The 17833-nt window shown below is 68.9% G+C and carries 16 protein-coding genes and 2 pseudogenes; 9 read left to right on the top strand and 9 right to left on the bottom strand.

Annotated elements, in window-relative coordinates:
* The first annotated feature begins 87 nt into the window (after window positions 1-87).
* A complete protein-coding gene (locus QU602_RS14940; RefSeq protein WP_308797246.1) occupies window positions 88-495 on the top strand; it encodes a hypothetical protein in 408 nt (135 codons plus the stop codon).
* A 255-nt stretch (window positions 496-750) separates the two neighbouring features.
* Entirely contained in the window at window positions 751-2907 is a 2157-nt protein-coding gene (locus QU602_RS14935) for an acyl-CoA dehydrogenase family protein (protein ID WP_308797245.1), read from the top strand.
* Window positions 2908-3230: 323 nt separating this feature from the next.
* Here QU602_RS14935 and QU602_RS14930 read toward each other — a convergent pair whose 3' ends face one another.
* Both QU602_RS14930 and QU602_RS14925 read right to left on the bottom strand, forming a co-directional pair.
* Window positions 3231-3401 (bottom strand): HPP family protein, encoded by a 171-nt coding sequence (locus tag QU602_RS14930; RefSeq protein ID WP_308797244.1) that lies wholly within the window; start codon window positions 3399-3401, stop codon window positions 3231-3233.
* A gap of 74 nt (window positions 3402-3475) precedes the next feature.
* Complete coding sequence (locus tag QU602_RS14925; protein ID WP_308797243.1) at window positions 3476-4489, bottom strand: malate dehydrogenase; 1014 nt, start codon at window positions 4487-4489, stop codon at window positions 3476-3478.
* Window positions 4490-4536: 47 nt separating this feature from the next.
* Between QU602_RS14925 and pip the strand changes: the two genes are divergently transcribed.
* Complete coding sequence (gene pip, locus QU602_RS14920) at window positions 4537-5511, top strand: prolyl aminopeptidase (RefSeq protein WP_308797242.1); 975 nt, start codon at window positions 4537-4539, stop codon at window positions 5509-5511.
* Window positions 5512-5566: 55 nt separating this feature from the next.
* A complete protein-coding gene (ypfJ, locus tag QU602_RS14915; protein ID WP_308797241.1) occupies window positions 5567-6448 on the top strand; it encodes a KPN_02809 family neutral zinc metallopeptidase in 882 nt (293 codons plus the stop codon).
* A gap of 181 nt (window positions 6449-6629) precedes the next feature.
* Here ypfJ and QU602_RS14910 read toward each other — a convergent pair whose 3' ends face one another.
* A complete protein-coding gene (locus QU602_RS14910; RefSeq protein ID WP_308797240.1) occupies window positions 6630-7331 on the bottom strand; it encodes an alpha/beta fold hydrolase in 702 nt (233 codons plus the stop codon).
* Complete coding sequence (locus QU602_RS14905; RefSeq protein WP_308797239.1) at window positions 7274-8311, bottom strand: DMT family transporter; 1038 nt, start codon at window positions 8309-8311, stop codon at window positions 7274-7276. The genes QU602_RS14910 and QU602_RS14905 overlap by 58 nt, the downstream gene beginning before the upstream one ends.
* 158 nt (window positions 8312-8469) lie before the next feature.
* On the opposite strand from QU602_RS14905, the gene QU602_RS14900 reads away from it, so the two are divergent.
* Together QU602_RS14900 and QU602_RS14895 are read left to right on the top strand one after the other, a co-directional pair.
* Window positions 8470-10944, top strand: coding sequence for an HAD-IC family P-type ATPase (locus tag QU602_RS14900; protein WP_308797238.1), 2475 nt, complete (start codon window positions 8470-8472; stop codon window positions 10942-10944).
* A gap of 337 nt (window positions 10945-11281) precedes the next feature.
* Window positions 11282-12130 (top strand): GNAT family N-acetyltransferase, encoded by an 849-nt coding sequence (locus tag QU602_RS14895; protein ID WP_308797237.1) that lies wholly within the window; start codon window positions 11282-11284, stop codon window positions 12128-12130.
* A gap of 31 nt (window positions 12131-12161) precedes the next feature.
* On the opposite strand, the gene QU602_RS14890 is transcribed toward QU602_RS14895, so the two are convergent.
* The 4 genes and pseudogenes from QU602_RS14890 to QU602_RS14875 form a co-directional block, all read right to left on the bottom strand.
* A complete protein-coding gene (locus QU602_RS14890) occupies window positions 12162-12518 on the bottom strand; it encodes an iron chaperone (RefSeq protein ID WP_308797236.1) in 357 nt (118 codons plus the stop codon).
* Window positions 12519-12597: 79 nt separating this feature from the next.
* Complete coding sequence (arfB, locus tag QU602_RS14885) at window positions 12598-13035, bottom strand: alternative ribosome rescue aminoacyl-tRNA hydrolase ArfB (RefSeq protein ID WP_308800192.1); 438 nt, start codon at window positions 13033-13035, stop codon at window positions 12598-12600.
* A 198-nt stretch (window positions 13036-13233) separates the two neighbouring features.
* Window positions 13234-13539: pseudogene (locus QU602_RS14880) on the bottom strand (DUF4279 domain-containing protein); the annotation flags it as partial.
* 114 nt (window positions 13540-13653) lie between these two features.
* The gene (locus QU602_RS14875) at window positions 13654-14133 is read right to left on the bottom strand and encodes a hypothetical protein (protein WP_308797235.1); all 480 of its coding nucleotides are present in this window, start codon (window positions 14131-14133) and stop codon (window positions 13654-13656) included.
* Window positions 14134-14170: 37 nt separating this feature from the next.
* On the opposite strand from QU602_RS14875, the pseudogene QU602_RS19150 reads away from it, so the two are divergent.
* Window positions 14171-14722: pseudogene (locus tag QU602_RS19150) on the top strand (GIY-YIG nuclease family protein); the annotation flags it as partial.
* Here the strand turns inward: QU602_RS19150 and QU602_RS14870 are convergent.
* Complete coding sequence (locus QU602_RS14870) at window positions 14702-15103, bottom strand: relaxase domain-containing protein (RefSeq protein ID WP_373692830.1); 402 nt, start codon at window positions 15101-15103, stop codon at window positions 14702-14704. The pseudogene QU602_RS19150 and the gene QU602_RS14870 overlap by 21 nt on opposite strands.
* A gap of 110 nt (window positions 15104-15213) precedes the next feature.
* Here QU602_RS14870 and QU602_RS14865 point away from each other — a divergent pair, with 110 nt between their 5' ends.
* The gene (locus tag QU602_RS14865; RefSeq protein WP_308797233.1) at window positions 15214-16059 is read left to right on the top strand and encodes a serine/threonine-protein kinase; all 846 of its coding nucleotides are present in this window, start codon (window positions 15214-15216) and stop codon (window positions 16057-16059) included.
* Entirely contained in the window at window positions 16056-17225 is a 1170-nt protein-coding gene (locus QU602_RS14860) for a hypothetical protein (protein ID WP_308797232.1), read from the top strand. Before QU602_RS14865 ends, QU602_RS14860 begins: the two co-directional genes overlap by 4 nt.
* Window positions 17226-17833 lie beyond the last annotated feature (608 nt).

Raw genomic sequence — 17833 nt, 5'->3', positions numbered from 1 at the left:
CTGCGCGAAGAAATGCGCGCGAGACATCCTCGGTTCTCGATAGCATTCGGCCAGGGCGCCGCACTCCGCGACGCGAAGGAGGCACCGATGGCTGATCGTACGCTCCGTCCCGTCGGCGTGACCGTGGTCGCGGTGATCGCCTGGATATCGGGCGCGCTCGATCTGATCGCCGGCATCATCATGCTCTTCCTGCTGCCGGTCCCGGAGGTCGTCGACGAATTCGGCGGCTCCGGCGCGCTCATCGGCTCCGCGATCGGCTCGATCGTCATCGGGCTGATCGTCGTGATCGTCGCGGGCGGGCTGCTCAATGGCAGTCCGGGCGCCAGGCTCGTCGTGACGGTGCTGCAGATCCTCTCGATCATCGGGTCGCTGTTCCTCGCGATCGCGTACCGCGAGAGCCCGACCGCGATCACGGAATGGATCGGCATCGTCGTGGCGCTCGTCGTGCTCATCCTGCTCTGGTCGCGCAAGGCGTCCTCGTTCTTCGCCAGCTGACGGCACCGGTTCGCGATGGAGGTCGTTTCCCCCAACGGAGGCCGTGCTCGTTCGACCTCACATGCGGATATCGACCTCCAACATCAGTTGTGGGTGTCGATAGTGCCTGGTGCAGTGCGTTTGTAGAGAGCACACAGTCGAGGCCGCGACGGGTCGCGCCAGGTTTGTAGGGGGAGGACCGCCCGTTTCCGGGTGGAGGACGCCCGTCCTAGCGTGAGCATCTCCGGCCACGAACCGCTCATGGAGGACTTTTCGATGGTTGACACGGCTTCCCGCACCGACGATCTCGCGCCTGAGACATCCGCCGCCCCGGCATCGACCCCGGCATCCACCCCGCCGACGCCGACCGGCACCTCGGACGCACCCATCCCGGCGCCCACGGCGACGCCCGTGGCACCCGCGAACGAGCCGAAGGTCGACGTCGAGGCGCTCGGCCGCCAGCTGCTCGGCACCTGGGCCGACCTTCGGCTCGCGGCGCGTGAGCGCGCCGCCGACCCGGCACTGCACCGCATCGAGGGCCAGTCGATGGACGAGCACCGCGAGCGCGTGCTCGAACAGATGAAGCTGCTCGTCGAGCAGGGCGCCGTGCACCGCGCCTTCCCGAAGTCGGTCGGCGGCCATGACGACCACGGCGGCAACATCGCCGGGTTCGAGGAGCTCGTCATCGCCGATCCGAGCCTGCAGATCAAGGCCGGTGTGCAGTGGGGCCTGTTCGGCGCCGCGGTGCTGCACCTCGGCACGACGCCGCATCACGAGAAGTGGCTGCCCGGCATCATGTCACTCGAGGTGCCCGGCGCGTTCGCGATGACCGAGACCGGGCACGGGTCCGACGTCGCCTCGATCGGCACGACCGCGACGTACGACGAGGCGACCGAGGAGTTCGTCATCGACACGCCGTTCCGCGGCGCGTGGAAGGACTACCTCGGCAACGCCGCCGTGCACGGGAAGGACGCCGTCCTCTTCGCCCAGCTCATCACGAAGGGCGTGAACCACGGCGTGCACGCGTTCTATGTGCACCTGCGCGACGCCGACGGGAACTTCCTGCCCGGCATCGGCGGCGAGGACGACGGGCTCAAGGGCGGGCTCAACGGCATCGACAACGGCCGGCTGCACTTCACCGATGTGCGCATCCCGCGCGAGAACCTGCTGAACCGGTACGGCGACGTCGCCGCCGACGGCACCTACACGAGCCCGATCGCGAGCCCGGGTCGCCGCTTCTTCACCATGCTCGGCACGCTCGTGCAGGGCCGGGTGTCGCTCGACGGCGCCGCGACCGCGGCGGCGGCGATGGCGCTGACGATCGCGATCGAGTACGGCACGCAACGACGCCAGTTCAACGGCGCGAGCGACACCGACGAGGAGGTGCTGCTCGACTACCAGCGGCACCAGCGACGGCTGCTGCCGAAGCTCGCGACGGTGTACGCGCAGACGTTCGCGCACGACGAGTTCCTCGTGAAGTTCGACGAGGTGTTCTCGGGCAAGGCCGACTCCGACGACGACCGGCAGGACCTCGAGACCATGGCTGCGGCGCTGAAGCCGCTGTCGACGTGGCACGCGCTCGAGACCCTCCAGGAGGCGCGCGAGGCGTGCGGCGGCGCCGGATTCCTCGCCGAGAACCGGCTCGTCGGGCTCCGCCAGGACCTCGACGTCTACGTCACGTTCGAGGGCGACAACAATGTGCTGCTGCAGCTGGTCGCCAAGCGTCTGCTCACCGACTTCTCCAAGCAGTTCGCCGGGGCCGATGCGGGCGCGCTCGCGCGCTACGTGGTCTCGCAGACCGCGGAGCGGGCGTACCACGGGACGGGCCTCCGCCGGCTCGCGCAGACGATCGCGGACTTCGGATCGACGGCACGCTCGGTGAGCGAGCTCCGCGACGAGGAGACGCAGCGGGAGCTGCTCACCGATCGCGTCGAGACGATGATCGGTGAGATCGCCGGCCGGCTGCGCGAGGCGCGCAAGCTGCCGAAGGCTGACGCGGCCGCCGTGTTCAACCGCAACCAGAACGAGCTCATCGAGGCGGCGCGCGCGCACGGCGAGCTGTTGCAGTGGGAGGCGTTCAGCCGCGCACTCGCGCGGGTCGAGGACGCCGGCACGAAGCGCGTGCTGACGTGGCTGCGCGATCTGTTCGGGCTCGGACTCGTCGAGCAGCACCTTGCCTGGTATCTCATCCACGGGCGGCTCTCGCCGCAGCGCGCGCAGGCCGTCAGCGCCTACATCGACCGCCTCGTCGAGCGGCTCCGCCCGCACGCGCTCGATCTCGTGCACGCGTTCGGCTACACCGACGAGCACCTGCGCGCGAAGATCGCGACCGGTGCCGAACAGGAGCGGCAGGACGAGGCGCGCGCGTACTACGCCGCTCAGCGCAAGGCCGGCACGCTCCCGGTCCCGGAGAAGTCGGCCAAGCAGCGCTGACGCGCCCACTGGTGATCAGCGCTGACCGACGCGATCTGCGCGACACCGGTATGCGGTGTCGCGCAGATCGCGTCTGAGGCGACGGCGTCGGCTCGGTTCGGGCGACACCGCCTCACCGAGTCGCGCAGACGGTGCTTGGGTCAGAGTGGCCGGGTCGATTCGGGAGACACGGCGACGCCGGATGCCTCGGGTGGGGGGTGCCTCGGGTGGGCGGGTGCCGCGGAGCGGGCGGGTGTCTCGGGTGGGCGGATGCGTCGGGCGGACGGATGCTTTCGCACGTAGCCGCGTGCATCGCGGTGCCGGGAGCTTCGGCTCGCCCTGACCTACTTGGCGGGCGGCTTCATGATCGCGCCGGCGGCGAGGCCGACTGCGGCGCCCGCGGCGAGCCAGAGCCAGAAGCCCGTCCAGAGACTGATCGCCACGCCCACGACGAGGCCCACGACGATGCCGACGATGATCTGCTGACGGCGGGACGGAGTCGTGGGTTCGGCCATGTCACCAGCCTAGATGGACGGCAGCCGGGGGTCTCGCGTCGCACGGCGCCGCCCGCTCCGCGGCCGGCGAGACGTCAGGCGAAGCCCAGTTCTCGCACCAACCGGCGCTCGGCGTCGAGCTCGGCGACGGATGCCTCGATCCGGGCCCGCGCGAAGGCATCGAGCTCCAGGTCGGGCACGACCTGCCACGACCCGCCCTCGCTCGTCACGGGGAACGACGAGACCAGGCCCTCGGGCACCCCGTACGATCCGTCCGACACGACCGCCGCGCTCGTCCAGCCGCCCTCGCCGGTGCCGAGCACCCAGTCCCGCACGTGGTCGATCGCCGCCGACGCCGCCGACGCGACCGACGAGGATCCGCGGACCTCGATGATCTCCGCACCGCGGTTCGCCACCCGCGGGATGAACTCGTGCTCGATCCACCGTGCGGCGCCTTCGGCGCCGCCGTGCCGGGCCGCCAGCAGTTCCACGACCGGCACGCCGCCGACCGTCACGTGCGCGACGTCGGGGAACTGCGTCGCCGAGTGATTGCCCCAGATCGTCACTCCCCGGATGTCGCCCACGGGGACCTCGAGCGCTTCGGCGAGTTGGCCGAGTGCCCGGTTGTGGTCGAGGCGGGTCAGCGCGGAGAAGCGTTCCGACGGGACATCCGGTGCCGCGGCCCGCGCGATCAGCGCGTTGGTGTTGGCCGGATTGCCCACGACGACGACGCGGATGTCATCCGCAGCATGATCGTTGATCGCGCGCCCCTGCGGACCGAAGATGGCCCCGTTCGCCGCGAGCAGGTCGCCGCGCTCCATGCCCGCGGCGCGCGGGCGAGCCCCGACGAGCAGCGCCAGGTTCGCGCCATCGAAGGCGCGCGCCGCCGTGTCGGTGACCTCGACGCCGTCGAGCAGCGGGAACGCCGCATCCTGCAGCTCGAGTGCCGCGCCCTCGGCGGCGCGCACGCCCTGCGGGATCTCGAGCAGCCGCAGCCGGACCCGGGTGTCGGCGCCGAGCATCGCCCCCGAGGCGATGCGGAAGAGGAGGGCGTAGCCGATCTGGCCGCCCCCTCCGGTGATCGTGATCGTCACGGGTGCGGCAGTCATACCGCGAGCCTACGCCGCCGGTTCACGGGCAGCCCTACCGTTGGAGCATGAGGGACCTGTACCCGGAGATCGAGCCGCTCGAGACGGGCATGCTCGACGTGGGAGACGGACAGCACATCTACTGGGAGATCTCGGGCAACCGGCAGGGCAAGCCGGTGGTGTTCCTGCACGGCGGCCCGGGCGGCGGCACGACGCCCGAGCACCGGCGGCTGTTCGACCCCGAGCGCTATCGCATCGTGTTGTTCGACCAGCGCGGCTGCGGGCTGTCCATCCCGCACGCGTCGGAGCCCGAAGCCGATCTCTCGGCCAACACCACCTGGCATCTCGTGGCCGACCTCGAACGACTGAGACTGCACCTCGGCATCGACCGCTGGCAGGTCTTCGGCGGTTCGTGGGGGAGCGCGCTCGCGCTCGCATACGCGCAGACCCACCCCGAGCGGGTCACCGAGCTCGTGCTCCGCGGCATCTTCACGCTGCGCCGCGCCGAGCTGGACTGGTTCTACGAGGGCGGCGCGGCCGCGATCTTCCCCGATCTCTGGGAGGACTTCATCGCACCGGTACCCGTGCACGAGCGGGCACACCTCATCGAGGCCTACGGCCGGCTCCTGCACGACCCCGACCCCGAGGTGCATCAGGCCGCCGCGATCGCCTGGTCGCGCTGGGAGTCGTCGACGATCACCCTGCTGCCCCAGGCCGACACCATCGCCAAGTTCACGGCGCCCGAGTACGCGACCGCGTTCGCGCGGATCGAGAACCACTACTTCCGACACGGCGGCTGGTGGGAGGAGGGGCAGCTCATCCGCGACGCGACGCGGCTGCGCGACATCCCCGCGGTGATCGTGCAGGGCCGATACGACATGTGCACGCCCGCGATGACCGCCTGGGACCTGCACCGTGCGTGGCCGGAAGCCGAGCTGCGGATCATCGACGACGCCGGCCACGCCTTCGACGAACCGGGCATTCTCTCGGCACTCATCGAGGCGACCGACCGGTTCGCCCGCGGGAGTGCGCCGAAGGGGTGAGCCGGACGGCGTCAAGCCCGAGCGTGCGCCGCGCAGCCGGGAGTAGCGTCGCGGCATGACGTTCAATCCCGACGCCGACATCAGTCGCGGTCGAGCGAGCAAGCGGGGGCGCACCACGGGCATCGCGGTCGGCGGTGGGCTCGGCGTGATCGCGCTGTTCGTACTCTCGCAGTTCCTCGGCTTCGATGTGGGCGGCCTGCTCGGCGGCGGGCAACAGCAGGAGGCCGCGCCGGACTCGAGCCTCGAGGAGTGTCAGACCGGCGCCGATGCGAACGCGCGCGTCGACTGTCGGATGCGCGGTGCCTCGGCGTCGCTCGAGGACTATTGGCAGCAGGCCGCGCCGGCCGAGCTCGGCCTCGCGTACCAACCGCCGCAGGACTTCGTGTTGTTCGACCAGGCGGTCTCCACCGGGTGCGGCCAGGCGACGAGCGCGACCGGCCCGTTCTACTGCCCGCCCGACCAGACCATCTACCTCGACGTCACGTTCTACGACGAGCTCGAGAGCCGCTTCGGCGCCGACGCCGGGCCGCTCGCGCAGATGTACGTCGTCGCGCACGAGTGGGGCCACCACGTGCAGAACCTCGCGGGCGTGCTCGAGCGTTCGCAGGACGGACAGACCGGGCCGACCTCGAACGCGGTACGCGTCGAACTCCAGGCCGACTGCTTCGCGGGCGCCTGGGTGGGCAGTGCTTCGCAGACGACGGATGCCTCGGGCGTGCCCCTGCTCAGGACTCCGACGCGCGACGAGGTCGACCAGGCGTTGAGCGCCGCGGCCGCCGTCGGCGACGACCGCATCCAGCAGTCCACGCAGGGGCAGGTCACGCCGCACACCTTCACGCACGGCTCCAGCGAGCAGCGGCAACGCTGGTTCGTGACGGGGTACGAGCAGGGCCCGGCCGCGTGCGACACGTTCGCGGTCGACGGGGCGCAGCTCTGACGGGCGGAGGTCGGCTGCACGGGAGGTGCCCTGACCGGGCTGTTCACTGGCCCGGGAGCACCGACGCGATCGCCTGAGTTGTCAGCCGGGCACGCGGTCGGGGTCAGCTGCCCGGGAGCAGGGAGATGCCCGGGAGTGCCGACGCGATCGCCCGAGGTGTCAGCCGGGCAGGGGTCGGGGGTCAGCTGTTCGGGAGCACCGACGCGATCGCCTGGCCCAGCTGCACCGGCTTGGTGAACTGTGGCCAGTGCCCGGTGGGCAGGTCGACGTACTCGACGTCGCGGACGCGGGCCAGCTCGCTCACCCAGGGCTGACCGGCCGCGACCGCCTCACGCAGCATCGCACTCGGGAACTCGCACGCGATGATGGCGATGGGCACGTCGTAGCGCCGCGCGTCGGTCAGGACGATGGCGTCGCGCGCGACGCCGACCGGTTCGGGGATCGCCCGCGCCCGGAACTCGGCCCGCAGCTCGTCGTCGAGGTCGACGAGGTCTTCCGCCATGAACTCGGACCAGTCGGGCAGCGGCACCTCGTCGCCGACGACGGGCAGCTCGGCGTTGATGACGTCGCCGTCGGCGGGCGGACCCGCGTCGACGTACACGACCTTCGCGATGCGCTCGGGGCGTGCGTCGACCACGCCGTGCGCGATGCTGCCACCACCGGAGTGGCCCACCAGCACGACCGGGCCCTCGAGCTCGTCGACGAGGCCGACGACCGCGGCGATGTGCTCGGCGAGCCCGATGCCCGACCGGCCGGCGTCAGCCGACTCGAGACCGGGCAGGGTGACGGGATGCAGCCGGTGGCCGGTCTCGGCGAGGACCGGGGTCACCCGCTGCCACGAGGAGGCGTCGAGCCAGAAGCCGGGGATGAGGATGACGTCCATGGACCGAGGCTATCCACCCCCTCCGACACTGCTGCGGGCTGCTCGGTCGCCGGCCTCCGCGACGGGATCGCGAGCACGACGATGCCCACGGCGAGCACCGCGAGCCCGAGCACGGCAGCCGCGGAGAGATGTTCGCCGAGCAGCAGCACGCCGAGCATCCCGGCCGTCAGCGGTTCGGCGAGCGTCAGCGTCGACACGGTCGCGGGCGCGAGCCCGCGCAGGCCGAACCCGAACAGCACGTACGCGAGCGTGGTCGTGACCAGACCGAGCCAGAGCGCCATGGCGAGGCCGGGGCCGGTCGCCAGCCACGAGGCATCCGTCACCAGAAGTAGTGGGAGGGCCGCCGCGCCGGCGACGCCGAACAGCGCGCCCATGCTGCCCGTCGAGCTCCAGCCGCGGTCGATGAGCGCCTTCGCCGCGATCGTGTACACGGCGTAGGAGGCGCCCGCGCCGAGCGACGCGGCGATGCCGGCGGGGTCCGCAGCCGCCGTCGTCCCGTCGGTGGCGAGCGCGAGCGTCGCGACGCCCGCGGTCGCGATCACGGTCGCGACCAGCCAGCGCCCACCCGGCCGACGGCGCGAGACCACCCAGTCGAGGGCACCCGTGAGCACGGGCGCCGAGCCGAGCGCGACGACCGTGCCGACCGCGACGCCGTTCGCCGCGGTCCCGGCGAAGAACGCCGGCTGGTACCCGAGCACGCCGGCGGCGCCCAGCGCGACGAGTGCCCAGGCCGGCAGCCGGCCGAGCGCGCCGGCCCCGCCCGCAGCCCCCGCCGCACCCGCCGCGCCCCGCGCCGCGCGCCCGGTCCGCCGCCGCATGGCCGCGATCTGCAACCCGGCGACGAGCGCGAGCGCGCCGCCGCCGATCACGAGCCGGGCCGCGCCGACCGAGAGCGGATCGGCCGCCGGGCCGAGCGCCTGCGCGGTACCCGTGGTACCGAAGCACACGGCGGCGAGCAGCACGGCCAGGACGAAACGCATGGCGAGATTGTTCCACAATCTGCGCTGGGCGGCGACCGGCTCCGGCCACCTGGAACGCATGGATCCGGGGTCGAGTGATCCACGTGGCCCGACGGGACGCCCCTGGCTCGATCATGCGACAGTATGCGACACTCGACCGAACCCGGGGAGGAACATCCATGACCGAGCCTCACGCGGTCGCCTCGCACGGTCCGGATACGCACGCACCCGCGTCGCGTGCGGCCGGAGCCGAGCGCGGGCTGACCGCCGCCGAGGTCGCCGAGCGCGTCGCCTCGGGTCGCGCGAACACGGTGACGGATGCCTCGAGCCGCAGCATCTGGAGCATCCTCCGCGCGAACGTGTTCACCCTGTTCAACGGCATCGTCATCGCCGGCTTCACCCTCCTGCTCGTCCTCGGGTACTGGCAGGACGCGCTGTTCGGCCTCGCCGCGATCGCCAACGCGGTCGTCGGCGTGACGCAGGAGTACCGCGCGAAGCGCGCGCTCGACCGGCTCGCGCTGCTGCACGCGCCGAAGGCGCGCGTGCTGCGCGACGGCGTCGAACACGAGATCGAGGTGCGCGCGATCGTCCTCGACGACGTCCTGGTCGTGCGGTCGGGCGACCAGGTCACGGCGGATGCCTCGGTGCTCGACGCGACCCGCCTCGAGGCCGACGAGTCGCTGCTGACCGGCGAGTCGGACCCCGTCGACAAGAGCCAGGGCGACCGTCTGCTCTCGGGCTCCATCGTCGTAGGCGGTGAGGGGGTCGCGCGCGTCACGGCGGTCGGCGACGCCGCGTTCGCCGCGAAACTCACCGCCGAGGCCAAACGCTTCTCGCTCGTGAACTCGGAGCTGCGCCGCTCGATCGACCGCATCCTGCGCTGGATCACCTGGGCGATCTTCCCGATCATGGCGATCGTCGTCAACGCGAACATGCAGGCCGCCGGCGGCTGGGAGCACGCGATCGACACGGGCGAGTGGCGCGAAGCCGCGGTCGCCTCCGTCGCCGCGGTCATCGCGATGATCCCGCTCGGGCTCGTGCTCATGACGAGCATCGCCTTCGCGGTCGGCGCGGTCCGGCTCAGCATGCACCAGGTGCTCGTGCAAGAGCTGCCCGCGGTCGAGGGGCTCGCGCGGGTCGACGTCATCTGCCTCGACAAGACGGGCACCATCACGACGGGCGAGGTCCGTTTCGACGCGGTGCATCCCGTGCTCGGAACCGGCGCGCCCACCGACGACCTGCCCGGCGGCTGGCGCCGGGTGCTCGCCTGGTACGGCAGCGAGCCGTCCGCGAACGCGACCGCGCGCTGCCTCACCGACGAGTTCACGGATGCCTCTCCCGAGGCCTGCGCGCGCATCGAGTTCTCATCCGCACGGAAATGGAGCGCGGTCTCGTTCGAGGGTGACGCGCGCGGCACGTGGGTGCTCGGCGCGCCCGAGTTCATGTTCGCGGACGGCGACGGCGCCGAGGCATCCGCTGCCCTCGAACGCGGCCGCGCGCTCGCCGCGACCGGCCGGCGCACCCTGCTGCTCGGGTACGCGCCCGAGCCGCTCGCGGAGGCGGAGGCCGACGCGGCCGCGCTGCCCTCGGGCCTGCGGCCCGTCGTGCTGCTGACGTTCCGTGAGGTCGTGCGGCCGGACGCCGCGGCGACGCTCAGCTACTTCGAGAAGGAGGGCGTGGGCGTCCGCATCATCTCGGGCGACAACCCGCTCACGGTCGCCGCCGTCGCGCGCGAGGTCGGGCTCGACGCCGGCGACGGCTTCGACGCACGCGAGCTGCCCGCCGACGAGGCGGAGCTCACCCGGGTGCTCGACGAGCAGCTCGTGTTCGGCCGGGTGTCGCCCACGCAGAAACGCGACATGGTGCGCGCGCTGAAGGCCGGCGGGCACACCGTCGCGATGACCGGCGACGGCGTCAACGACGCGCTCGCGATCAAAGACGCCGACCTCGGCATCGCGATGGCCTCTGGATCGGCCGCGACGCGCGCCGTCGCACGCATCGTCCTGCTCGACGGCCGGTTCTCGCACCTGCCTGGTGTGGTCGCCGAGGGGCGGAAGGTCATCGCGAACATCGAGCGCGTGTCGATGCTGTTCCTCTCGAAGACGTCGTACGCGATCGCGATGGCGGTGCTGTTCGGCATCCTGCTGTGGCCGTTCCCGCTGCTGCCCAGGCAGCTGTCGATCACCGACGGGCTCACGATCGGGATCCCCGCCTTCCTGCTGGCCATGCTGCCCAACGCGAGGCGGTATGTGCCGGGATTCCTGCGCCGGTCGCTGTCCTTCGCGATCCCCGCGGGCCTCGTCGTCGCGATCGCGATCACGATCGTCTCCGGCCACGCGCGCGCCCTCGGCGAGCCCGAGGCGGCCGTGCGCACCGCGAGCATGGTGACGCTCGCGCTCATCGGACTCTGGATCCTGACCGTGCTCTCGCGACCGTTCACCTGGATCAAGGCGGTCGTCGTGCTCGCCATGGTCGGCGGGCTCGTGCTCGTGCTGACCGTGCCGATCGCGATCGAGTTCCTGCAGCTCCAGATGCCCGGACCCGGCACGCTGCTCGACATGGCGATCGTCGTGCCGATCGCGTGGATCGCGCTCGAGGGCATCGGGTTCTGGCATCGGCGCAGGTTCGGCACCGCGTCGGAGGTCGCGGGGTAGCTCGGAGGTCGCGGGTTCGGGCGTTGGCTGCCATCTCGAGGCGGCCGCATGTTCGCGCAACCGCTGCGGAAATGGCGTCTCGCATTGCTATGATCGGGGCACCGCGCCGGGTCGGCGGCGGCTGATTTTCGGGTAATCAGCCTCCTCAACACCGTGAACGGCGTGGTCGCGGGAGTTGAAGCCGGGGGGCTTTGCACTTCGCTTCCGCTTTGAAGACGCGCAACTCCAAGGGACACTGCGCCATCGGTGCCGACCGCGATCTACCCGCGTGGGGTACCGGTGGCCGGGTCGGCGAATCCTCCTCGCCGGCCCGGCGGCCCCGCACCTGGGGGAGGTCATGGGCGGGCACTACTCGATGCGCCGGATGCAGCGGTCGGAGCTCGATCTCGTCGTGCGGTGGGCGGCGGATGAGGGGTGGAACCCTGGCCTGCTCGATGCGGATGCATTCTTCACGGCCGATCCGTCCGGGTTCTTCGTGGGAACGCTCGACGGCGAGGTGATCGCCAGCATCTCGGTCGTCTCCTATGACGCGTCGTACGCCTTCCTGGGGTTTTACATCGTCCGGCCCGAGGTCCGGGGTAGGGGATACGGACTTCGGTTGTGGGAGTATGCGCTTGCGCAGAGCCATGCGCGCACCATCGGTCTCGACGGGGTCGTCGCGCAGATTCCTGCGTACGAGCGCGCGGGGTTCGCGCTCGCGCATCGGAACGTGCGATGTGTGACTGAGTCGCGCGGGGCTGGTCCATCGGCGCCGGCGAGCCGGCCGATCGAGGATGCCGATCTGGCTGCCGTGATCGAATACGACGGGCGTGTGTTCGGGGCGCCGCGCGCGGCGTTCACGGGTTCGTGGCTCACGCAGGCTGGTGTTCATTCGCGGGTGCATGTGGACGCCGGTTCGGTCACGGGCTACGGCGCCATCCGGCCGGCAACCGAGGGGTTCCGTATCGGCCCGCTCTTCGCCGACTCGCCGACCGTCGCCGAAGGCCTCCTCTCCGACCTGCTCGGCGCCGTGCCGCCCGGAGTCGAGGTTGCGATCGACGTGCCGACGGTGAATGACGCCGCCGTGCGGCTCGTGCACGCGCGTCGGATGCGCGCCGAGTTCGAGACGGCCCGGATGTACCTCGGCCCCGCGCCCGCTGCGCCCATGCACGACGTCTACGGTGTGACGTCGTTCGAGCTCGGGTGAGTGCGGCCGGGGTGGTGTTGAGTTGGCTCGGTCAGAGCCCGAGATCCTTGCGCGAGGCGAGCGCGAGTCGTTCGACGAGGTCGTCCGGGATCGGGTTCTTCGGCGGGAAGGTGATTCCCGTCTTGGTGGCCTTCAACCCCGCGGCGGCGATCTCGTCGGCGTGGGCGGCGATGGCGCCCGACGAGAGGTAGAGGCCGCACTGCTTGCTGAAGGCGGCGTAACCGGCGACGATCGAAGGCCCGATCCGGAACCCCGGCATGCGGTACTCGATGACTTCCTCGGCATCCGGGAGCGTATGCGCAAGCTGCGCGCGCAGCGCGGCCAACAGTGGGCGGAACCGTTCCGGGGCGGCCGCAATGTACGCGTCGTGGTCGGAGATCTCCGTCATGCCGCCATTCTTCAGCAGCGATGCTCTGCCGGGTACCGCAGCGCGCGCAGTCGGCGAGCGGGCGCAGGCGGCTCGGCCGTCAGTCGTGAGGCGGTCGACGCAGTCGCTTGACCTCGGTGCGCCGCTTCGTCGCTTCCAACCGACGTTCCTTTGCACCTCGACCCGGCTTCGTCGGTCGTCTCGCCGGTGCCGGCGGCTGCACGGCGTCGGTGACGAGGGCGACGAGCCGATCGCGCGCGGCCTCTCGGTTGCGCACCTGCGCACGGTGCTCGGATGCGGCGATCGTCAGCACCCCGTCGACGATGCGACCGCTCAGGCGCTCGAGGATCCGCTCCCGCTGGAGTGGGGAGAGCGCCGCCGAGCCCGCCACATCCCAGACGAGTTCGGCTCGGGAGTCGGCGGTGTTCACGCTCTGCCCGCCAGGCCCGGATGACCGCGAGAACCGCCACGACAGTTCAGACTCAGGGATCGTGAGTCCTGAGCCGACCCGAAGACCGGGGCGGTGAGCAGCGCGCATGTATCCATCATCCTCTTGCGCTCGCGCGCTGCCGCCCGACAGCCGGTCCGTCAGTGGGGTGACGCGGCGAGATCGAAGCGACGCGTCCGAGTCAGCGTTCTCAACGTCGCCGAGATAGACCGTGCCGAACACGTCGACACCGAACTGGCCGATCGCTGCTGCGAGATCGGCGGGCATCACGAATCCGCCTTGGACGGAATCCGAGTACGCCGACCATTGGATGCGGACTTCGCAGTCTGGGGGAAGGTTCGACAGTCTTCTGAGCGCGGGTTGGATCAGCATGAGGAGCGTTCGAACAGCAGGCGTACCCGTCTGGTCGTCGCTCGTGTTGTCGACCTCGCCGGTGTCGATGCTCCAGCTGTGGTGATCGGGCACGCGGCCAGACTCGCGCGGTATGCCTGCGTTCGTGACGCTGGTCGGATCGAGCCCGAGGAGATTCGAAATCGCGGCTGGATCCGTCTCCGAGGACGAGACGATGAATGACGCTCGACCGGACTGAATCATGAGCCGAGCGTAGAACCAGTGCAGAGACGGCTGGCACGCAGTGTCGCCGGGACCCATCGCGCGGATAGGGTCGCTCGGATCGCCGTCACATCACGATGAATTGTCAGCGGCGCATTAGCGCGAGACCAGAAATCGCTCGAGGATCTGCTCCCAATTCGGCTCGCGCCCCCAGCCTCCATCGAGAGCGTCGAACTCATCGTCGAGTTCCACCAGCTCTTGAGCCCATGCGGGACCTTCGTGCCCTAACCTCGAGTGCGCCCAGGCCGTGAACTCGCGAACGGGCATCTGGCCTTCAATCACGCATTTCACGTAGTGCCTGGCGGAAATCTGCAAGGCGTCGTCTTCGGTCATATCGTCGACGTCGACACCTGCGCTGCTCAACGCGGTGTCAATCAACGCACCCAACTCGAACACGTTTATGTCCTGGTGTGCGCCGGCGAGCTCGCGAAGAGGGTCGCTATCGACTCCTTCGGTCAGCGCGAGCGTTGCAGCGTCTATGGCTTGTTGCGCGGCGCTGACACGCACGGCCCACAGAGCTCGGGCCGTGACGAGACCCTGAATGCCATTGGGCTGTGCTTCTGCGCGATCCGTCACGTCGACAGTATGACGGTCGAGGGCAGCACTCGACGAGATGGCCAGCGACGGTGGGGAAGGAGTCGGGACTACAGTCGCCGCTATGACGACTACGTTGCCTCCGACCATGCTCGTGTCCGCCGCGGTGGATGGATTGATGGGAGCTCGCTGGGGGATTGCCGAGGCCGCCGCCCATGTGCCGCGACTGCCTGGGCTATACGCCATCTTCGGCGATGTTCGCGCAGCGGCGGATCTCGGTCTCACGACTGACGCCGATCACCCGCTGTACGTCGGCAAGGCAGAGGAGAACCTCGTATCTCGTGACCTCAATGGACATTTCGCAGCGCTTCCGGGTTCAGCCGCACGAACGGGGAGTTCGACGGTTCGACGATCCTTTGCCGCGCTTCTACGGGAACCGCTGAACCTTCGCGCGGTCCCGAGGAACCCGAGCAAGCCAGGGCATTTCGCGAACTACGGGCTCGCCGACAGCGGTGACGATCGGCTGACTGAGTGGATGCATCAGCGGCTCAAGCTCGCGGTCTGGCCGGCGCCGTCGCGAATGGAATCGACACTGAACGAAGTCGAAACCTCAGTAATCCGCCACTTTCGGCCGCCGATCAATTTGGCGAAGAACCCAGGAAGGTTGGCCATGCTCTCGCGCGCTCGTGCTGAGATGGCGGCGGAGGCCGCGGCTTGGATTCCCGCCGCTTGAGGCCAGTGTCAGGTTCGTCGTGTGGCGAGCGTTGCCGGCGTGGCGGGGTGTGCCCATCGACTCGCCGGTGAGCGGGTTGGTCCAGTCGACCCACTGGGCGTACTGGTCGGGGGTGAGCGCGCCCTCGCCGATCAGGTCGCCGTTGCCGTCGACGACGAAGAACTCGGCCAGCGCCGTGCCGCCATCGAGGTAGTAGTCGGCGGCGCGTGAGCGATCGGACTCGAGGTACCGGCGCGCGTCGGCCCCGGAACCCCGGTACAGGATCACTCCACCTCGCATCGCCTTCCTCCGAGCTAGCTCAGGTTCTGCAACTACCTACGGTGGCATACGTCCATTCGGGTGTCGTCTGTTGCGTTCCCGTGTCTGGTATGTCCGATAGGTTCGGGAACATGACTGTCGCAGACGATGCGCTCATTGGTGAGGCTGTCGATGCACTTGGGGTGATTGATGAAGGTGCGATTGGCGCCGCTGGAGGGCAGAAAGCCGTTCGGCGTGTGTCACGCGATGGTCAACCGTTCGTTCTGAAAGTCGTGGCGCTCGAGTTCACCACCGACGAAACGCTAAAGCGCGCCGAGCGCGAAGTTCAGTTGCTCGCAAGTATCTCCAACCCGAACGTCGTGAGAGTGGAGTCAGATCTTGTAGAGCTCGGCTCGCCAGTCAGCGGGGCTGCTTGGATTGAGGAGTACCTCGATGGCGACGATCTCGGGCCTCTCCTGGATGGCACCCAGTGGGCCTGGGATGACGCGAGGCCCATGGGTATCCAGATCGCGAATGGACTCGCTGCCGGGCATGAGAAGTCAGTTATTCACCGCGATTTGAGTGCAAACAACGTCCGCCGACTCAGCAACGGCACCTATAAGGTGCTGGACTTCGGTTTTGCACGGCACACCCTTCGATCAGGGGTGACGGTAGCGGGCCAGCCTGGTACACGCGGTTTCCTTACGCCGGAACACCTCAACAGTTACAGCGGTGGCCCAATGCAGATGTCGGATGTCTTTCAGGTCGGCATCCTCATGTACACAGCTCTAAGCGGAGTGTCTCCGTATCCCTGGCGCGGTGATGACTATGAGTATGCTCTGCGGCTCCAGAGCGGAGCGATGGCGCCCTTGAGCGCATCTCGACCCGATCTCTCTCCGGAGCAAGTGGCCGTGATTCACAGGGCGCTCCACCCGCAGCCCGCCCGCAGGTTCCGTAACGCTGCGGCGCTCCGCGATGCACTGGAGGCGACCGCATGACTACCTTGATCGAAGACAGCCCCCGGTCATTCCAGGCGGGATGGATTACGGAGGTCCATGCGGCTGGATTCGCGACGGGAGCCGTACTCACCCCGTGGGCGTCTCCGTATCGTCACCGTGGCGGCCCCGGCCTGAAGCCTGGAATCGGCAAGCGGGCGCAGGAGCTGCGCGACGCAGGGGTTCAGGTGTGGTTCGATCCAACGACCCACGCTCTCCAGATGCCGGGTGTTGGCGATCTCCGGTACTACGCGGAGTTCAATCTCTGGGGTGGCCCGGTCGGGGATCTGACTCAAGACGCTTACAGACGCGAGCATGTGAGGCGCGTTTTCAAGCATCAATCAGATCTCGGCGCGCCGTTCGTCGCCCCGGCTCCGTTGCTTCCTTCGGGCCTCAATAACGTGAGCACTCTCGCTCTCGAGACTGCCCGGGTCGCACTGGACATGCAGTCGTCCGCAGCACTAACGATTGCTGGCGTCGGGACGTTTTGGAGCGACGGTCGCGACCTGGACGCTCACGTCGGGGCACTCGCAGCGCTCGATCCATCGGCTTGGTTCATTTCGTTTGTTCAGCCTGATAATGATCTCCCTCCGCGGTTGACAGCTGACGAGGTCTACGGAATCTGTCGGACGGTTCGTGCACTAAGCGAATATGCGCCCGTGCATGTTTCGCATGGCGATTTTGCTGCCCTTCCTGCAGTGGCAGCCGGCGCGTCGACGGCAGGAACCGGTTGGGACAAACGACAGCGGGTCGTTTCATTCTCGGACTATGCGCCTCGACCTGAAGCAGGCGGCCAAGCCAGTTGGTATGAGCGACCTAGTGTGCTTGGTCTTCTCGGAACCTTGGACAGGAAGGGTGACGGGGCGCTCCTTCAACAGCAGGATTCCGCCCTCGCGGCGAGATTGGGCGGGATGCCCGCCGTGCCAGGGCCCAAGGGGGTATTCAGCCACCACGTTCAGCAGCTCGACGCCGCAATCCGGCGAGTCCAGATCTCGGGCGGCAGTTATCAACAGCGCTATGAAGAATTGGACAAGATGTACACCGAAGCTTCCACCAACTGGGCTGCGGTCCGAGCAGTGATGGGTCTGTCCGACCGATCAGGAACCTGGGTCGCCCCCTTTCAGCAAGGCCTACGAATGTACGCCCAGAGCGAAGGTTGGATCCCCTAACCCGCTTTGGGTTGCGGCCGCAAACATCTCCCACGCTTGAAGTCTTCGCCGTGCAGCAACTTTTCCGATCCTTGGACGAATCTTCCAAGCTCCGGCGATGACTAGGCCGCCTCGATCACGCCTAACCTCATTCGTCAGGTCCGATTCGACGCGGTCGCTGAGCTTCCCCATCACCAAAACGTAGCCATCGGCCCACACTCGGTATGTTCGGACTTGTCGGAGTGCGGATTTCCAGTCGTCCACTTTGGTCTCTATGGCGTACAGTCGTCCGCCAGGCTCGATCGGGAAAGGGCGAATGTAACGGCCCGCGCCGATTTCCACCAATGCGCCTCGCTTGGCCAAGCGACTCGCGCGACCGGCAACCGTTGCGACTGGCCACCCGAGGGCATCGGCGATGTCGAGGGCCGTTGACGGTCGACGGAAGAAGGCCGCCGAGACAATTCCGGACTCCAGCTCATTGATGACAGGCTCGACTTCGAGTTGCGCTCGGTGTCGGATTCGGTCGATCGGGCCCACATATGCGGTGAAATCTGGAATACCGATCGGTCCAGCGAACTCAGGCACCACGACCAGACCCCGCGTCGCTCCCGGAAGACTGCGCGCTGATG

It is taken from the genome of Agromyces protaetiae, assembly GCF_030866785.1.
In the GTDB taxonomy this organism is placed as follows: Bacteria; Actinomycetota; Actinomycetes; order Actinomycetales; family Microbacteriaceae; genus Agromyces; species Agromyces silvae.
This window is presented reverse-complemented; position numbering and strand designations above follow the sequence as displayed.

Excerpts from the sequence above, each read along its gene's own strand:
- QU602_RS14940 (WP_308797246.1), top strand. The coding sequence starts at position 88 with ATGGCTGATCGTACGCTCCGTCCCGTCGGCGTGACCGTGGTCGCGGTG.
- arfB (WP_308800192.1), bottom strand. The coding sequence starts at position 13,035 with ATGCGCGCTGCTCACCGCCCCGGTCTTCGGGTCGGCTCAGGACTCACG.
- QU602_RS14905 (WP_308797239.1), bottom strand. The coding sequence starts at position 8,311 with ATGCGTTTCGTCCTGGCCGTGCTGCTCGCCGCCGTGTGCTTCGGTACC.
- ypfJ (WP_308797241.1), top strand. The coding sequence starts at position 5,567 with ATGACGTTCAATCCCGACGCCGACATCAGTCGCGGTCGAGCGAGCAAG.
- pip (WP_308797242.1), top strand. The coding sequence starts at position 4,537 with ATGAGGGACCTGTACCCGGAGATCGAGCCGCTCGAGACGGGCATGCTC.
- QU602_RS14930 (WP_308797244.1), bottom strand. The coding sequence starts at position 3,401 with ATGGCCGAACCCACGACTCCGTCCCGCCGTCAGCAGATCATCGTCGGC.
- QU602_RS14865 (WP_308797233.1), top strand. The coding sequence starts at position 15,214 with ATGACTGTCGCAGACGATGCGCTCATTGGTGAGGCTGTCGATGCACTT.
- QU602_RS14900 (WP_308797238.1), top strand. The coding sequence starts at position 8,470 with ATGACCGAGCCTCACGCGGTCGCCTCGCACGGTCCGGATACGCACGCA.
- QU602_RS14895 (WP_308797237.1), top strand. The coding sequence starts at position 11,282 with ATGGGCGGGCACTACTCGATGCGCCGGATGCAGCGGTCGGAGCTCGAT.
- QU602_RS14925 (WP_308797243.1), bottom strand. The coding sequence starts at position 4,489 with ATGACTGCCGCACCCGTGACGATCACGATCACCGGAGGGGGCGGCCAG.
- QU602_RS14870 (WP_373692830.1), bottom strand. The coding sequence starts at position 15,103 with ATGCGAGGTGGAGTGATCCTGTACCGGGGTTCCGGGGCCGACGCGCGC.
- QU602_RS14860 (WP_308797232.1), top strand. The coding sequence starts at position 16,056 with ATGACTACCTTGATCGAAGACAGCCCCCGGTCATTCCAGGCGGGATGG.
- QU602_RS14890 (WP_308797236.1), bottom strand. The coding sequence starts at position 12,518 with ATGACGGAGATCTCCGACCACGACGCGTACATTGCGGCCGCCCCGGAA.
- QU602_RS14935 (WP_308797245.1), top strand. The coding sequence starts at position 751 with ATGGTTGACACGGCTTCCCGCACCGACGATCTCGCGCCTGAGACATCC.
- QU602_RS14910 (WP_308797240.1), bottom strand. The coding sequence starts at position 7,331 with ATGGACGTCATCCTCATCCCCGGCTTCTGGCTCGACGCCTCCTCGTGG.